The sequence below is a fragment of the Desulfosporosinus burensis genome (assembly GCF_054657535.1).
Genome location: NZ_BAAHYN010000013.1, coordinates 117247 through 131261, shown reverse-complemented (window position 1 = coordinate 131261; position 14015 = coordinate 117247). Strand labels below are relative to the sequence as shown.

Sequence of the window (14015 nt, the reverse complement as noted above, 5' to 3'; positions counted from 1 at the left end):
TAGGAAATGCAGGGGAATCTATTTCCTGAGTGTAATTTTTTGTGATCAAATATAGGTTTATAGTTGATCTGAACCGACTCAACAACGGAAAGAAAGATTTTAATAGAATAAGGAGGGGACGAAATATATGAAAGAATTTTGGGGAAAACTCCAATATAATTCACCGGTAACACTGACATTTACGTTTGTTTCCTTGGTTATATTGCTGTTAGGCTATATAACAGACGGACTAACTACAAATTTGCTTTTTGGTGTATATCGATCATCTTGGACCGATCCTTTGACTTACTTCAGATTGTTTGGTCATGTGCTTGGCCATGCGGATTGGAGCCATTACACCAGCAATATGGTACTATTTCTGGTGTTGGGTCCCATACTTGAAGAAAAATATAAATCTCAATCTTTTTTAATAATGATTGCAATCACTGCATTGGTGTCTGGATTATTTCATGTCATTTTATTTTCGAGTACTGTATTACTGGGTGCGAGTGGTATTGTATTTATGATGATAGTCCTATCATCAGTTGCAGGCATGAAGGATGGGAAAATCCCACTCACCCTCGTATTGGTGATAATTATTTATCTTGGGGGCGAGATATTAAGTGTTGGATCGAAAGATGGAATAGCTCATATATCTCATATTTTAGGAGGAGTCTGCGGTGCCGCCTTTGGTCTTCTACGCTGACGTGCATAAATAAACTTTATAATTCCAGCTCATTTTGGAGAGTGATCCCATGGCGGTTGAAGACTATTTTTGAAATTAAGAATGGACGGTAAATCATGTTAAAAATTAAAGGAAAACATAATATAGCCAAGGTGTATACAGAGGTTCTAGAAGAAGGCGCTGCTTCTCAAATTGAAACCCTTTGCAATCAGGAGTTTGTAAAAGATAGCAAAATTCGGATCATGCCGGACGTTCATGCCGGGGCAGGTTGTACGATTGGGACCACCATGACCATTACGGACAAGGTGGTTCCCAATTTAGTTGGCGTTGATATCGGTTGTGGTATGGAAACTATCTTAATCAGCAATGCACATCTGGAATTGCAAAAGCTAGATAAGTTGATTTATGAAAAAATACCGTCAGGCTTTGAGGTGCGGAAGAAACCACATCATTATAACGAACAAATTGCCTTAAAACAGCTTCGCTGTTTCAAGGCAATACAACTGGACAGAGCAGAAAAAAGTATCGGGACATTAGGAGGCGGCAATCATTTTATTGAAGTTAATAAGGATGAGGAAGGCTGCTTGTACGTTGTCGTTCACTCAGGCAGCCGTCACTTAGGACTTGAGGTGGCCAAATACTACCAGGAAGCTGGGTATAAGCAGGAATTCAAAAATCAGATTCTGACAGATATTCCGTTTCCTCTTGCCTATGTAACGGGCACTCTATTTGAAGACTATATTCATGATATGAAAATAGTCCAGCGTTTTGCTGAGATAAACCGTAAAGCGATGATTACTGAGATCGTAAAAGGCATGAAGTTAGATGTAATAGAGCAATTCACCACAACTCATAATTACATTGATACCGATACGATGATTTTACGAAAAGGCGCGGTTTCTGCAAAGAAAGGAGAGAAGCTCCTAATTCCTATCAATATGAGGGATGGCAGCCTTATCTGTGTTGGGAAAGGTAATGAGGACTGGAACTGCTCAGCTCCCCATGGTGCCGGTAGACTCATGAGTAGAAGCAAGGCAAAACAAAGCTTTACTGTGTCGGAATTTAAGAAACAGATGAAAGATATTTATACGACATCTATCAATAAAGAAACCTTGGATGAGTGTCCGATGGCTTATAAGGCTATGGATGACATCGTAAATAATATTGGGCCGACGGCAGATATCGTAAAAGTAATAAAGCCGATCTATAACTTTAAGGCGGGTGGAGATTAATCTTATCAATTCAAAAAGCAGTATAATGGTTAAGGATGTATTTTATGAAGATTGGGATTTTAGTACGAGAAGAAACCCTGCAGATTTGTACGGGAAAGGGCTGCCTTAATGCTTTTTTTCAAAGAAAGGATTCCTTTGCCAGATATGATGAGGAACTGGAAATACTAACGTTTACTCACACTGGCGGTGATTTAAATCGTAAGATTAAAAACATGATTCAAGCCGGGTTAGAATCTGTAATCAAAAGCACATAGATTTTTGGGGATTTTAGAGGGTATGTCACAATATATAGCCGATATTGACACATCTATTAACATGATAATGAAAAGAGAGGTGCATTTATCCTGCCAAATTGATGGGATTAATGCATCTTTTTATTTTGATGAAAGACAGCAATAACGAAAACAGAGAATGCGATTAAATTGTTTGAAGATAAGAGAGTTCGAGTTCTATGGCATGAAGAACAAGAAAAATGGTTTTTCTCAATTATTGATGTTATTGAAGTTTTAACTGGAACCAATCGGCCTCGAAAATATTGGAATGACCTGAAATCAAAGCTTATTTTTGAAGGGAGTCAACTGTCCGAAAAAATCGGACAGTTGAAAATGAAAGGTTAATATACGAACAGGTTCACATTAAGTCAATCAGACAGACAATTTACTACTAAATTCGATGCACTGAACCGTCCTCACCATTTACAAGAATAACCTCGTCTTCTTGGAAAAATTTCGTTCCCACCTTCGTGCCTAAAACAGCGGGTATACTATATTCTCTCGCTACAATAGCGGCATGGGATAATGGTCCACCGGTATCCGCTACCACTGCTGCCACCATACCAAATAAAGGAGTCCATGTAGGATCGGTATAAGGACAAACTAGAATGCAACATTTTACCCCGCTGTTCGATAGGGAATAGGTCACTAATGAAAGCAATAGCTGCTCGTGCTATAGCGCCAGCACCCAAACCCTGGAGTGCCCGATAAACCACAAGTTCGGTCAATGAACGGGAATTACATCGATTAATGCCATTAAAATAGGATCAATCATTATATTTGTGATTGGTCTTTTTTTTTAGTTTTTACTTGACACAGGCTGAGCCATATGACAGTAAGAAAAATTCGGCCTCAGCCTTATCCAGGTCTTCCCTCGGATCGGGGATGGTGATGGAAAACGTTTTGCCGCTCCTTGCCGGCGCCATTGAGATTGGCCGTCACCTTCTCAAAACAGTTGATCAAGCAAAAAGAGGATAGAAAGCTAAAAAACAATGTACCAAAAAGATAGAACGCCCAAGTGGAGACTCTGTAGCCACTGAGGCGTTCTATCTTTGTTCTTATTAGAGGGGTATCATCCGTAATTGCTTTCTATATAGAATTTAAGCATTATGATATCTTTAATGATTACGTATCCATCATTTCTTTTTATGATGCCAGCCTTCTCCATATTTCTCAAGATATTTGAAGCGGTAACCCTGCAAGTTCCAGCATAAATCGCCATTTCCTGGTGAGTGAATTTTATGTTTAATTTTATACCATCATTGAAGGGTCTCCCGTACTCGTGAGATAAGCGATATAGGCATTTGGCGATTCGAGCAGTCGACGTCATAAACGTTAAATCCTCAATCTGGGTAATCAGAATTCTCATTTTACTGGTTAAATCTGAAATTACTTTATTGCTAATTTTTATGTCTTCATGGACAAGTTTAAGAAAAACCTCTTTTTCGACTCTGTATAAGATACTTTCTGTCACTGCAGTTGATACTAAATAATTTGGTAAACCATCGATGGCTGAAATCATGTCAATAATATTGCCTTCATCAACTACCATTATGATTTTTTCCTCGCCAGCCTCGGTAAAAACCGAGGTACGCACTCTACCTTGAGATATATAGTAAATACATTGTGAAGGCTCAATATCGGAATATATAATGGCATTCTTTTTAAAGTGTTTCCTTATACCAATTTGTTTTAGAACACTCCAATCAATATTACAAGCTAACCAAGGAGAGTTCAAAAAAAGAGGTTGACTAAAAATTTCACTTTCTAAAAGTGGGCTTTTTTTCAAGTTTGCACCTCCCTTCGTTATATTCTGAATATTAAATTAATTTATTAAAATTGTAGCATACTTTACAGAATAAAAATAGACATCACATTATAATCATACGTAATACAGTCTTAGAACTCGTTAGAAGATTGTATTGAATGGGGGTGAAATTTATGCTGAAATATATCGACTTACGGAGTGATACCATAACTCAACCAACCGATGAGATGAGACTAGCTATGTTTCAGGCTGAAGTGGGTGATGATGTATATGGTGAAGACAAAACAGTCAATAAGTTAGAATCCTTAGCCAGGCGAATGGTTAATAAAGAAGCCGCCCTTTTTGTGGCAAGTGGAACCATGGGTAATCAAGTGGCCATTATGACGCATACAAAAAGGGGAGATGAGGTTATTGCTGCGGACTGTAGCCATATCATCCAAGCAGAGGTTGGCGCTGCAGCGGCCTTATCGGGTGTTACGATCAGAACAGCCGGAACGGTCGATGGTAAACTCAAACTTTCTGAGGTTGAAAACCTGATTAGAGGAAGTAATGTTCATTTTCCGACAACAGGATTAATATGTCTAGAAAATGCCACATCTGAAGGGACAGTACATACCTTAGAAGACATGAAAAAGCTCTATGAGCTTGCTTCGAGTCATGGAATTCCAATACATCTCGATGGAGCGAGGTTGTTCAATGCTGCTGCCGCTCTGGCGGGCAAGGCCAAGGATCTAACGAGGTATTGTGATTCAGTGATGTTTTGCCTATCAAAAGGTTTATGTGCCCCAGTCGGCTCGATCTTGGCAGGGAGTAAAGAGTTCATTCACAGAGCCCGTAAATACCGCAAAATGCTAGGGGGCGGACTTCGCCAAGCAGGTTTTCTTGCAGCAGCCGGTATCGTGGCCTTAGAGAAAATGACGGAAAGGCAAGAAGTGGATCATCGGCATGCCCAGCTGTTGGCGCATGGTTTAAGCCTGATTAAGGGTGTAACCGTGGAGTTGTCTCGCGTTCAAATTAATATGGTTTTTGCGAATATTGCTCAGACCGGCAAAAGTCAGTCAAGTGTCATTGAGGCTTTATTAGCAAGGGGAATCAACGCCAATGACGGACGAGAAGGCGACTATATACGTTTTGTCACGAACTATTGGGTGACAGAAGAAGATATAAATTATGTTTTGAACACCATGAAGTTGTTACTTAGTGAGGAATGAATTTCTTAGGAGAGGCTTGTCATTTAGGGCGTTTAATCTTAGTAGAGTAAATACGAGGAGTGTTGAAATATGCAGCAGTATCCATTTACAGAGTTCAGAAAGCGCTTCCCAATCTTGAAAAATCAGATTCAGCTATCCTCCTGTTCTCAGAGCGCCTTAAGCGATCCAGTTCAAAAAGCGGTACAGGAGTATATGGCGACCTGGGAAGAACATGGGATGGAGTGGGTTGCATGGGTGGATACTGTCGAGGAAGCACGCGCTGATTTTGCGACGCTAATTAATGCGGATATCAATGAAATCGCAGTGGTATCGTCCGTATCCCACGCCGCCTCGTCAATTGCCACTAGTTTAAGCTTTGATCAACGCAACAAAGTGGTGGTTACGGAGATGGATTTTCCTTGCATTGGCCATGTCTGGTTATCACAGCAGGCGAGGGGAGCCAAACTTGAGTTTATTGCATCAGAGAACAATCAAATTCCTTTAGAAAAATATGAAAGTATGGTCGATGAAAACACGTTGCTTACCTCGATACCACAAGTGACCTATTACAACGGTTTCCAACAGGATGTGAAGCAGATTGCCGAAATCGTTCATCGCAAGGGTTCTTATCTATTTGTAGATGCATATCAGTCGGTGGGAAATGTTTTGTTGGATGTAAGGGAGATGGACATAGATTTCTTAGCCACCGGTTTACAGAAGTATCTATTGGGGATACCAGGGATCGCCTTTCTCTATATCAAACGAGAGATTGCCGATCAATTGGAGCCTCGGATCACTGGCTGGTTTGGTCAATCGAATCCATTTCTGTTTGATGTTACTCATCTAGAGTATGCAGCAGGAGCACGGAGGTTTGATTCCGGTACTGCTCCGATGATCAATGCCTATGCGGCACGGGCAGCGCTTCGTTTCATTCTTGAAGTAGGAATGGAACGCATCGCTCCTTATCTTAAGGAATTGTCTGCCTTTGCCATTCAATATGCTGAAGAGAAAGGAGTGAAGATAATAAGTCCGACAAATCATGCGCAGAAGGGATCCAACACGGCAATCTACGTCGAGAATGCAGGGGAAGTTGAACAAAAAATGAAGGAGAAAGGAGTGATTGTTTCATCAAGAAAAAACGTAATACGGATTGCGCCTCACTTTTACAACACTAAAGAAGATATAGCAACCGCAATGGACTTATTAACTAACTTGATTCGATAATCTAGATTTCATAATTCTTTCTAATTAAATAAGCTAAGCTGCAACGGTCTGTACCGTATTGTGGCTTGAGCGAAGAAAGGAATGGTCTATATTAAGATTAATAATGAGCTTGAATTTCACGGCGGTTATAAAATGTCCTTGATACCCATGGCGATTTTTATCGTTTTCTGTATTGCTTTTTTCATTGTCTTTAAGGTATTTGAAATGGATGCTTTAGCTATGGGTGGAGTAGTAGGGATCATTGCAGGAAGCTTTTTCAGTAAAAACTGGAAGAAATATTGGGACTCTGTACTCGAGGGTATATCAAATCCAATGACTGGTGTACTCATCATGATTCTATTGGTCGTAGGAATCTTTACAGGACTTATGGGCAAAAGTGGAGTTGCTGAGGGATTTGTTTGGTTAGGTAATGAAATAGGACTAAAGGGTGGAGTATTTACAGCCTTTACATTTGTTACTACCTGTATTATTGCAACTGCAACAGGTACCTCAATTGGAACTCTGTTCTCGGCTTTTCCGATTCTCTATCCTGCAGGCATCTTACTTGGAGCTGATCCAGCCTTATTAGCCGGTGCAATCTTAAGTGGTGCGATCTTTGGAGACAATCTTGCCCCTATATCTGACACTACCATCGCTTCAGCTGCAACCCAAAGATATAAGAATAAAGAGGGTAGTGCTGATATTGGTGGGGTCGTGTCTTCGAGATTTAAGTATTCATTGATAGCTGCCGTTGCCGCAACTGCGCTTTATTTAATCTTTGGTGGTGGTGGAAATGTTGGAACTGGTGCAACAGAGCTACTTCAAAAATATACTGACCCTAAGGGATTGATTATGCTGATACCCGTTGCAATACTCTTATATGTTGCTATTAAAACAAAAGATATTTTTACAGCTATAACCTGGGGTATAGTTACAGGTACAATTATTGCACTGGGGTTTGGAATACTAACGTTTAAAGATGTTTTAAGCGTAAAGGATGGAGCATTAACTGGTTTTCTGTATACTGGTTTTAAAGGTATGGTAGGGACTTCCATATTCTGTATTGCCTTATTTGGAATCGTGGGGATACTCAATGCCAGTGGTACTATGGATAGACTTGTTAATGCGATCGTTACTAGTGATTTAGCGAAAACACCTCGAGGTGCAGAAATATGTCTGGCGATCGGCATAATTCTGTCATCCTTATCAATGGGGTCTGCAACTGGTCCGGCGATCATTATGTTTGGCCCTATTGCTAATGATGTTGGCAGAGCAGTTAATCTTCACCCCTATAGAAGGGCAAATTTAATCGATGGTTTTGCTAATACAATTCCAATAATTGTTCCATTTATTAGTGCCTTTATTTTCATAGTGCTGATTGTTATACAAGGACTTCAAAAAGATTACTCCTTTATTCAAACCATTAATCCTATAACAATAGCTTTATCAACGTTTCACCCTATGACGTTATTTCTAGTGTTTTCTTTTTCTGTCATTACAGGTTGGGGTAGAGCCTTTGAAGGCGAGAACGGTGAGCCTATAGCTGAATCAAATCAAGGATCGAAAAGCTCTGCTTCAAGAATGAAAAGTGTTTGAGCTGTTGGTGGGAAATGAACGTCTTAAGATCAGGTGAGTTTATAGTTTGGTGAGAATAAAGTATTATTTTAACCATGTGCCCAAGGTGATGGCTGTAATTGGCAAGGCCTTGGGCACTACGATTTTTTAGCAGTGTGTCAAACACCCACTCATTTCAAAGGAGAAATTTATGAAGATTAAAGTTAACGGTGAAAAATGTGTAGGCTGCAGATTATGTGAAACCATCTGTGTGTACAGTCATGATGGAGCATTCGGAATTTATAATTCGAGTATTCACGTGAGTAAACTAGAACCGATCGGCGTGGATTTTCCAGTAGTATGTCAGCAATGTCTATCTCCTGTTTGTGTTAGTGTTTGCCCTATCAAGGCCATAGTCCAGAATACTCTAACAGGTGCCATGATCGTCAAGGAAAATCTTTGCGTTGGCTGTGGAAAATGTGTCACGGAATGTCCTTTTGGGGCAGCTACTCTTCATAGTAAAACAAGAAAAGCTATTATTTGCGATTTATGTGGAGGATCGCCTAACTGTATAAAAGAATGTCCAACAAAGGCAATAATACTGGAAAATGACGAGGACAGCTTTAAGGAAATTAATGCGTCAGCTCAACAACGAAGAGATGACTATGTGGAAAGAGTAACAAGAAAGATCGTTGATCGCTGGGAGGGGAGATGAATGAAAGATATTTGCGGTTATGCAGGCACAGTATTAATGGTAGACCTTACGAGTGGAGAAATAGAAAAGCTGCCCCTGGATATGGAATTAGCAAGAAACTATGTGGGTGGCAGAGGACTGAATATGAAATCATTATATGATTTGGTCGGTCCGGAAACTGATCCGCTAGGTCCAGAAAATATTGTGATCTTTGGAGTCGGACCAGTAAATGGTACGAATTGCTATTTGGGATCAAGATGGAATGTTAGTGGAAAATCTCCTCACACTGGAATACTTGGCGATTCAAACGCTGGAGGGCATTTCGGTACGGAGTTAAAATATGCTGGATATGATCAGATTATTATTAAAGGCAAAGCAGAAAGGCCAGTGTATTTGTATATTCATGATGACCAAGTTGAAATTAAAGATGCGGCTGATGTATGGGGAAAAGATACATGGGAAGCTCAAGAAATTATACGTCAAGAATTAAAGGACAAACTCATACAGATAGCAGCCTGCGGTCCGGCCGCAGAAAATGGTGTAACCTTTAGCGGCGTATTTTGTAATCTTGTTCGAGCTGCTGGTCGTACTGGTATGGGTTCTATCATGGGCTCTAAGAATTTAAAGGCTGTCGCATTACGAGGAACAGGAAGTATTAAAGTTGCTGATGCGGAGAAGTATTTTAAATGGAATAAGACGATTCTTGAAAGAATGTTAAATCATCCGGATTTTGGATCTCGGTCAATAATGGGGACACCAAGAAATGTGAATCCCCTGAATGAAGGTGGATACTTAGTAACAAAGCACTTCGAGACTGGACATTTCCCAGAAGCTCATAAAATAAGCGGCGAAGTTCTGGCTCAGGACTATAATAAGAAGAATAAATCATGTCATGCCTGTCCGTTGCATTGTTCAAGATGGTTTGTAGTACCGAAGGGTAAAGATTTTGAAGGACTAAAGGGTGAAGGGCCAGAATATGAAGCAATGGCTGGTTTTGGTTCGAGAATTCTTAATTCTAATATGGCAGCAGTCTTAAAGTGCAATGATCTGTGCAATCGATTAGGAATGGATGCAATATCAACCTCGGAAACCATTGCCTGGACGATGGAATGTCTTGAAAGAGGAATTATTTCCAAAGAAGAAGTCGGACTTGATCTGGATTGGGGTAAGATGGACGAGGTTATTAAACTTATAGAAATGATCTCCTATAGAGAAGGTTGGGGTGATGTTCTGGCAGAGGGTGTCAGGAAAGCTGCTGAAAGGATTGGCAGGGGTTCCGAGAAATATGCCATGCATGTTAAAGGGCTTGAAATGATTCAAGCAGAACCTCGTGGAATGAAGGGATATGCAGTATGTTTTGCAACAGCAACCCGAGGAGGAGACCACTTAAGAGGAGAGCCCTTCTTTGAAATGTCGAATGATGTTGAAGAAGGTGCAAGACGATATGGTATTCCTGAGACGGCCTTAAGGCTTGAAGAGAAGGGGAAAGGGCTGCTTCTTCAAGATTTCCAGGACTGGTGCGCGTTATCTGATATGATGAATGTCTGTAAGAACAACATGGTCTGTATGGAATTGTTGTCAATGGATGAAATTGCTGAATTCTTGGAATCAGTGACGGGATTTAACTATACACCCGAAGAAATAAGAGACTGCGCTAGACGACTTATGGCGATAGAGCAGGCGTTTAATAACAGACTTGGACTCACAAGGAAGGACGATATACTTCCGAAACGTTTTGTAACTGAGCCGCTGCCAGAAAGCTCTGGTCCCTCTGCAGGTTCAGTTGTACACTTAGAACCAATGCTCGATGAGTTCTATAAAGCACGTAGGTATGATCCCGAGACAGCAATGCCCACAAAGGAACTTCTTTTTGAATTGGGCCTTGAAGATGTCTATCGAGACTTGCAGAAATTTTGCTAAATACAGAAGGACAGATAGGTTTTCTCATGAAGAAAAAACCTTCCTGTCCCTTTGAATTTCGGTGGATAATTCTGTAAGAATTTCTCATACCAAACGGTGTATTCAAGATTCATTGCCTAACCTTTCGTTTATGCTTCAATAATTTGTTTGAGTTTTCCCCACACCGGTTGAAAGATCTCGCTTGGCATAGTTTTTAAAGCAGGAGAAATCCTAGGTTTGAAATCCATCAGTGCCAATATGTCCTTTTCCATATCTATACCCGGTGCAATCTCAATAAGAGTCATCTGCCCTTCTTCCAAGGTAAAAACTGCTCGTTCGGTAACATATAGAACCTGTTGCTCAATCTGCTGGGCATACTTACCACTGAAGGTAATTTGTTCGACTTGATCAAGACTTGAATATTCGGCAATCTAAAGACGCGGTGGAGTCGGCAAGGCAGACGATTGTTTCACAACATGAACTTGTTAGGCTCTACCATGAAAACTATAGGAAAAAAGTTGAGGCGCTTGTCAAAAAGCTTAAAAAGCCTAGCTATCTGAACGCAAGGTTAAAGCCTTAACCGCAAAATTGGCGAAACGTCAGAGAAAGCTAGATTATTGGACAGCGTTTTTGACGAGTAAGACCTTCCCACCGGTTACTTTTGGCACGAAAGAGATGTTTCTAAGACGGTGTAAGGGATTAATTTCGAGACAGGAATGGAACGATCGTCGTAATAACCGTTTTTACAGTCGTGGTGATAATCAAAGGGCGGTAATCCAAATTTAAGAGTCGTCTTTAAGGATGGAGTAAGTTTCTTAGAAATCTCAACACTTGAGAAAACAGTTAAGAACAGAGCCATTAAGGTTTAATGCCGATTTATTTACCGCAAAAACTCTCGAAAAAGACCGGTAAAGTCAATGGTGTTCATTACCGAAAACTGTTTATGGATTCGTTAGAACGAGGTGTTGCCTACCAAGTGGAGTTGATCAAGCGAGATGGCAAGTATTACGCACACATTACATTTGAAGAGCTTGAAGCGAAGGTCGTCGACACTGGGCACCTCAACATAATCGGAGCAGATACGAACCCTAATGGGTTTGCGCTAATAAGGATTGATAACAGCGGTAACTACAGAGGGCACACCTATTTAAAACAGCATGAATTAACCTTCTGTCGGAGTAACCGGCGAACGAATTTATGTGGTGAACTTGTGAAACAAGCGGTAGACACGGCAAAAACCAACCATTGTGGGCTCGCCGCGGAAGATTTGAAGTTTAAGGAAGAAAGCGATGTTGCGGGTAAGTTGGCTAGAGTGAGCAGTCAGTTTGTTTACGCAACGCTACTCCAAATGTTGGAACGTAGTTGTCTGCGTAACGGTGTCGAATTCGTCAAGGTTAGACCCCAATATACCAGTAAAATAGGGCTTTATAAATATTGTCACCAATACGGACTCGATGTCCATAACGGAGCAGCCTTAGTTATAGCAAGGCGAAGTTATGGGTTGAAAGAAACCGTACCTAAGCTACTACGAGACAAATTAGTACCCAAGAAAAATCTGATCGCATTCAACCAAAAGAACGAATGGAGCCAGTGGAGTGAGATTAGTAAACAAGTTAATAAACTATTCATAAAAAGGAAGGAAGTGAATACTCCTGGTTTATGGTTAGAGCGTAGGAAAGATCTTTATGTGAGGAGAGATTCAGATCATGGTAGCCTCCTCTGCTTTTGGCATGGGGGTGGATAAGAAAGATGTTGGTTTGGTAATTCATTACGACATCTCCGATTCCCTGGAGAATTACATTCAGGAAGCAGGAAGAGCAGGACGGGACGAAACTATTTCGGCCGCCTGTTTTGTGCTGTTTAATGACGATGACCTGAGCAAGCATTTTGTGATGTTGAATCAGACCAAGCGAGGATCATTAAGAAACTGATCTCCAGTAAAAGCAAAGGACGCTCCGGTGATGAAGTCGCGGAAGCAAGGATCGATTATATCTCCGATCATTTGGGCATTGTGAAAGAGGAAGTCATCCAGATTGTCAGTCTTTTGCGTGATGAAAAGATTTTAGCAGATTCCAAAGACCTGAATGCCTTTATCAAGAAAAAGGAAAGCAAGAAAAATTCCCTGAGTATCCTAAAGACGTATGGGCAAATCGAAAAATTTCTACTCACAATACTCAGCGATGAGGAAAAAATCATTCACCTCAAGGAGCTGAATGAGCAGGCTGAAGCGTCGGCCTGTGAAGATGTCTCGCCCAATAAGATCAAGACCATTCTGAATCTTTGGGCGATCAAAAACTGGATCAAACGACAGACGACACCAAAACCTTTCATTCCTACTGCTTTGACTTATTGTGAAGAGTTGGATCACTGGAAAAGTCAGGTGATATCATTCAGGAAACGATTAAGCGGATCAAGAACGGACAAGTTGAACCGGGCGAAGGTATAAAACCTTACTATGTTTTTTTAGATAAGGAACTTGATGACTTAATCAGTTCTATGCCTAGAAGTAGAAAAGAGTTGCTACAAGTAAAGGGATATACAGAGAAAAAAGTCGCCAAGTACGGGGATGAAATTATCAGGATTCTGAAAGGTTAGACTTGAAAACTACCCAGGGATACGTGAGGCCGGAGAGAAGTTTATGGGTGAAGTCTATAACGTGGAACGAGACACAGAAATATGACATATTAACGGGAGCTCAGGCCGGTTTAAATCGGACTCAGGGCTCCCACGATTTTTTGTCATTCACTTCGTTCATTTTATAGCTAACATAAGACCCAGCCCCAGCCCCATCCTAGTTGTACATGGACGAAGTGCCAATAATTCCATCTGGATTTAATCTGAGCCAAAAATCTGCTACAGAAAACTTCTTTTGGGTCCTTCAATGCCAGATATAGATCTTATTTTATAATTCTACCTACATCTCTACTGTTGTATAGCAGCCTTCTAACTTCCATTAGATCCTCTATCACAACATAATAAACAGTAAAATTATCAACATAAATCCGATAATAAGGGTACTTTCTTTTTCTAATTGATTGAAACGGCTCAAAAGATAATGGGCAATTCAACCTTTCTAGGATTGCATTTTCAATTATTTTTACCAGATTGATTGCCACCTCTGGATTATGCAGCTTAAATACAATATAGTCTACAATTTCATTAAGGTCTTGTTCATAACGGGTAAGGTATCTCAGCGAATATTTATCGCTCAGCATTAATTCTTGTCCTCACTCTTGAGAAAACTTCGTCGTGTGTATATCTTACATCAGTTGAATTCGCTTCTCTATCAGCTTCATCAAGTTTAAACTCTATATCATCTGTTAGTTCTGCATATTTTTCCAAGCTTAACACAACCATAGTCCCATAACCATTTTTAGTTAAAAATACAGGTTGACCTTCCTTAACGACCATCTCTTCAATCTCAGGGAATTTATTTCTTAAATCTGAAACAGGTCTGATTTGAATCATACTGAGCACTTCCTTGCGTTTGCTTATCATAATTATATCTCAATTTTATCATTACATCAACAATGTTCTTA

General features: G+C 40.4%; 19 protein-coding genes. 14 read left to right on the top strand and 5 right to left on the bottom strand.

All coding sequences use genetic code 11. From position 1 onward, the window contains the following. Positions 1–127: 127 nt before the first annotated feature. The 5 genes from ACYQ3Q_RS21640 to ACYQ3Q_RS21620 all read left to right on the top strand — a co-directional run bounded on the left by ACYQ3Q_RS21640 (position 128) and on the right by ACYQ3Q_RS21620 (position 2513). The gene (locus ACYQ3Q_RS21640; RefSeq protein WP_459930567.1) at positions 128–685 is read left to right on the top strand and encodes a rhomboid family intramembrane serine protease; all 558 of its coding nucleotides are present in this window, start codon (positions 128–130) and stop codon (positions 683–685) included. A 95-nt stretch (positions 686–780) separates the two neighbouring features. Next, positions 781–1896, top strand: a complete 1116-nt coding sequence (locus ACYQ3Q_RS21635) for an RtcB family protein (protein ID WP_459930566.1) — start codon at positions 781–783, stop codon at positions 1894–1896. 44 nt (positions 1897–1940) lie between these two features. Beyond that, positions 1941–2150 (top strand): CGGC domain-containing protein, encoded by a 210-nt coding sequence (locus ACYQ3Q_RS21630; protein WP_459930565.1) that lies wholly within the window; start codon positions 1941–1943, stop codon positions 2148–2150. Positions 2151–2172: 22 nt separating this feature from the next. After that, positions 2173–2295 carry a hypothetical protein gene (locus tag ACYQ3Q_RS21625; protein WP_459930613.1) on the top strand — a complete coding sequence of 41 codons (123 nt, stop codon included), beginning with the start codon at positions 2173–2175 and terminating at the stop codon, positions 2293–2295. A gap of 23 nt (positions 2296–2318) precedes the next feature. Further along, positions 2319–2513 (top strand): BRO-N domain-containing protein, encoded by a 195-nt coding sequence (locus ACYQ3Q_RS21620; protein WP_459930564.1) that lies wholly within the window; start codon positions 2319–2321, stop codon positions 2511–2513. A 46-nt stretch (positions 2514–2559) separates the two neighbouring features. Here the strand turns inward: ACYQ3Q_RS21620 and ACYQ3Q_RS21615 are convergent, their stop codons facing one another. Both ACYQ3Q_RS21615 and ACYQ3Q_RS21610 read right to left on the bottom strand, forming a co-directional pair. Beyond that, on the bottom strand, positions 2560–2817 hold the full coding sequence (locus tag ACYQ3Q_RS21615) for a PEP-utilizing enzyme (RefSeq protein ID WP_459930563.1): 258 nt from the start codon (positions 2815–2817) through the stop codon (positions 2560–2562). A gap of 423 nt (positions 2818–3240) precedes the next feature. Continuing rightward, positions 3241–3957 (bottom strand): Crp/Fnr family transcriptional regulator, encoded by a 717-nt coding sequence (locus ACYQ3Q_RS21610; RefSeq protein WP_459930562.1) that lies wholly within the window; start codon positions 3955–3957, stop codon positions 3241–3243. 152 nt (positions 3958–4109) lie between these two features. Between ACYQ3Q_RS21610 and ACYQ3Q_RS21605 the strand changes: the two genes are divergently transcribed. The 5 genes from ACYQ3Q_RS21605 to ACYQ3Q_RS21585 all read left to right on the top strand — a co-directional run bounded on the left by ACYQ3Q_RS21605 (position 4110) and on the right by ACYQ3Q_RS21585 (position 10497). Then, complete coding sequence (locus ACYQ3Q_RS21605; RefSeq protein WP_459930561.1) at positions 4110–5147, top strand: threonine aldolase family protein; 1038 nt, start codon at positions 4110–4112, stop codon at positions 5145–5147. A gap of 69 nt (positions 5148–5216) precedes the next feature. After that, positions 5217–6350: an aminotransferase class V-fold PLP-dependent enzyme gene (locus tag ACYQ3Q_RS21600; RefSeq protein WP_459930560.1), complete on the top strand. Its 1134-nt coding sequence runs from the start codon at positions 5217–5219 to the stop codon at positions 6348–6350. Between the two features lie 81 nt (positions 6351–6431). Beyond that, positions 6432–7925, top strand: a complete 1494-nt coding sequence (locus ACYQ3Q_RS21595) for a Na+/H+ antiporter NhaC family protein (protein WP_459930559.1) — start codon at positions 6432–6434, stop codon at positions 7923–7925. A gap of 169 nt (positions 7926–8094) precedes the next feature. After that, a complete protein-coding gene (locus tag ACYQ3Q_RS21590) occupies positions 8095–8598 on the top strand; it encodes a 4Fe-4S dicluster domain-containing protein (protein ID WP_459930558.1) in 504 nt (167 codons plus the stop codon). Then, positions 8599–10497, top strand: coding sequence for an aldehyde ferredoxin oxidoreductase family protein (locus tag ACYQ3Q_RS21585; protein ID WP_459930557.1), 1899 nt, complete (start codon positions 8599–8601; stop codon positions 10495–10497). Between the two features lie 128 nt (positions 10498–10625). On the opposite strand, the gene ACYQ3Q_RS21580 is transcribed toward ACYQ3Q_RS21585, so the two are convergent. Next, entirely contained in the window at positions 10626–10781 is a 156-nt protein-coding gene (locus tag ACYQ3Q_RS21580; RefSeq protein ID WP_459930556.1) for a hypothetical protein, read from the bottom strand. Between the two features lie 563 nt (positions 10782–11344). On the opposite strand from ACYQ3Q_RS21580, the gene ACYQ3Q_RS21575 reads away from it, so the two are divergent. From ACYQ3Q_RS21575 to ACYQ3Q_RS21560, 4 genes are all read left to right on the top strand, one after another. Then, entirely contained in the window at positions 11345–12220 is an 876-nt protein-coding gene (locus ACYQ3Q_RS21575; protein ID WP_459930555.1) for an IS200/IS605 family accessory protein TnpB-related protein, read from the top strand. Then, on the top strand, positions 12183–12407 hold the full coding sequence (locus tag ACYQ3Q_RS21570) for a helicase-related protein (RefSeq protein ID WP_459930554.1): 225 nt from the start codon (positions 12183–12185) through the stop codon (positions 12405–12407). The genes ACYQ3Q_RS21575 and ACYQ3Q_RS21570 overlap by 38 nt, the downstream gene beginning before the upstream one ends. An 80-nt stretch (positions 12408–12487) precedes the next feature. Then, complete coding sequence (locus ACYQ3Q_RS21565) at positions 12488–12922, top strand: hypothetical protein (RefSeq protein ID WP_459930553.1); 435 nt, start codon at positions 12488–12490, stop codon at positions 12920–12922. A gap of 50 nt (positions 12923–12972) precedes the next feature. Further along, a complete protein-coding gene (locus tag ACYQ3Q_RS21560; protein WP_459930552.1) occupies positions 12973–13071 on the top strand; it encodes an HRDC domain-containing protein in 99 nt (32 codons plus the stop codon). 302 nt (positions 13072–13373) lie between these two features. On the opposite strand, the gene ACYQ3Q_RS21555 is transcribed toward ACYQ3Q_RS21560, so the two are convergent. Together ACYQ3Q_RS21555 and ACYQ3Q_RS21550 are read right to left on the bottom strand one after the other, a co-directional pair. Then, complete coding sequence (locus ACYQ3Q_RS21555) at positions 13374–13691, bottom strand: type II toxin-antitoxin system RelE/ParE family toxin (RefSeq protein ID WP_459930551.1); 318 nt, start codon at positions 13689–13691, stop codon at positions 13374–13376. Continuing rightward, a complete protein-coding gene (locus ACYQ3Q_RS21550) occupies positions 13678–13944 on the bottom strand; it encodes a type II toxin-antitoxin system Phd/YefM family antitoxin (RefSeq protein WP_459930550.1) in 267 nt (88 codons plus the stop codon). Before ACYQ3Q_RS21550 ends, ACYQ3Q_RS21555 begins: the two co-directional genes overlap by 14 nt. Between the last annotated feature and the right edge of the window lie 71 nt (positions 13945–14015).

What these genes read in the sequence shown, in the direction of transcription:
- ACYQ3Q_RS21640 (WP_459930567.1), top strand. Translation starts at nt 128, where the DNA reads ATGAAAGAATTTTGGGGAAAACTCCAATATAATTCACCGGTAACACTG.
- ACYQ3Q_RS21635 (WP_459930566.1), top strand. Translation starts at nt 781, where the DNA reads ATGTTAAAAATTAAAGGAAAACATAATATAGCCAAGGTGTATACAGAG.
- ACYQ3Q_RS21630 (WP_459930565.1), top strand. Translation starts at nt 1,941, where the DNA reads ATGAAGATTGGGATTTTAGTACGAGAAGAAACCCTGCAGATTTGTACG.
- ACYQ3Q_RS21625 (WP_459930613.1), top strand. Translation starts at nt 2,173, where the DNA reads ATGTCACAATATATAGCCGATATTGACACATCTATTAACATGATAATG.
- ACYQ3Q_RS21605 (WP_459930561.1), top strand. Translation starts at nt 4,110, where the DNA reads ATGCTGAAATATATCGACTTACGGAGTGATACCATAACTCAACCAACC.
- ACYQ3Q_RS21600 (WP_459930560.1), top strand. Translation starts at nt 5,217, where the DNA reads ATGCAGCAGTATCCATTTACAGAGTTCAGAAAGCGCTTCCCAATCTTG.
- ACYQ3Q_RS21595 (WP_459930559.1), top strand. Translation starts at nt 6,432, where the DNA reads ATGGTCTATATTAAGATTAATAATGAGCTTGAATTTCACGGCGGTTAT.
- ACYQ3Q_RS21590 (WP_459930558.1), top strand. Translation starts at nt 8,095, where the DNA reads ATGAAGATTAAAGTTAACGGTGAAAAATGTGTAGGCTGCAGATTATGT.
- ACYQ3Q_RS21585 (WP_459930557.1), top strand. Translation starts at nt 8,599, where the DNA reads ATGAAAGATATTTGCGGTTATGCAGGCACAGTATTAATGGTAGACCTT.
- ACYQ3Q_RS21580 (WP_459930556.1), bottom strand. Translation starts at nt 10,781, where the DNA reads ATGACTCTTATTGAGATTGCACCGGGTATAGATATGGAAAAGGACATA.
- ACYQ3Q_RS21575 (WP_459930555.1), top strand. Translation starts at nt 11,345, where the DNA reads ATGCCGATTTATTTACCGCAAAAACTCTCGAAAAAGACCGGTAAAGTC.
- ACYQ3Q_RS21570 (WP_459930554.1), top strand. Translation starts at nt 12,183, where the DNA reads ATGGTAGCCTCCTCTGCTTTTGGCATGGGGGTGGATAAGAAAGATGTT.
- ACYQ3Q_RS21560 (WP_459930552.1), top strand. Translation starts at nt 12,973, where the DNA reads ATGCCTAGAAGTAGAAAAGAGTTGCTACAAGTAAAGGGATATACAGAG.
- ACYQ3Q_RS21555 (WP_459930551.1), bottom strand. Translation starts at nt 13,691, where the DNA reads ATGCTGAGCGATAAATATTCGCTGAGATACCTTACCCGTTATGAACAA.
- ACYQ3Q_RS21550 (WP_459930550.1), bottom strand. Translation starts at nt 13,944, where the DNA reads ATGATTCAAATCAGACCTGTTTCAGATTTAAGAAATAAATTCCCTGAG.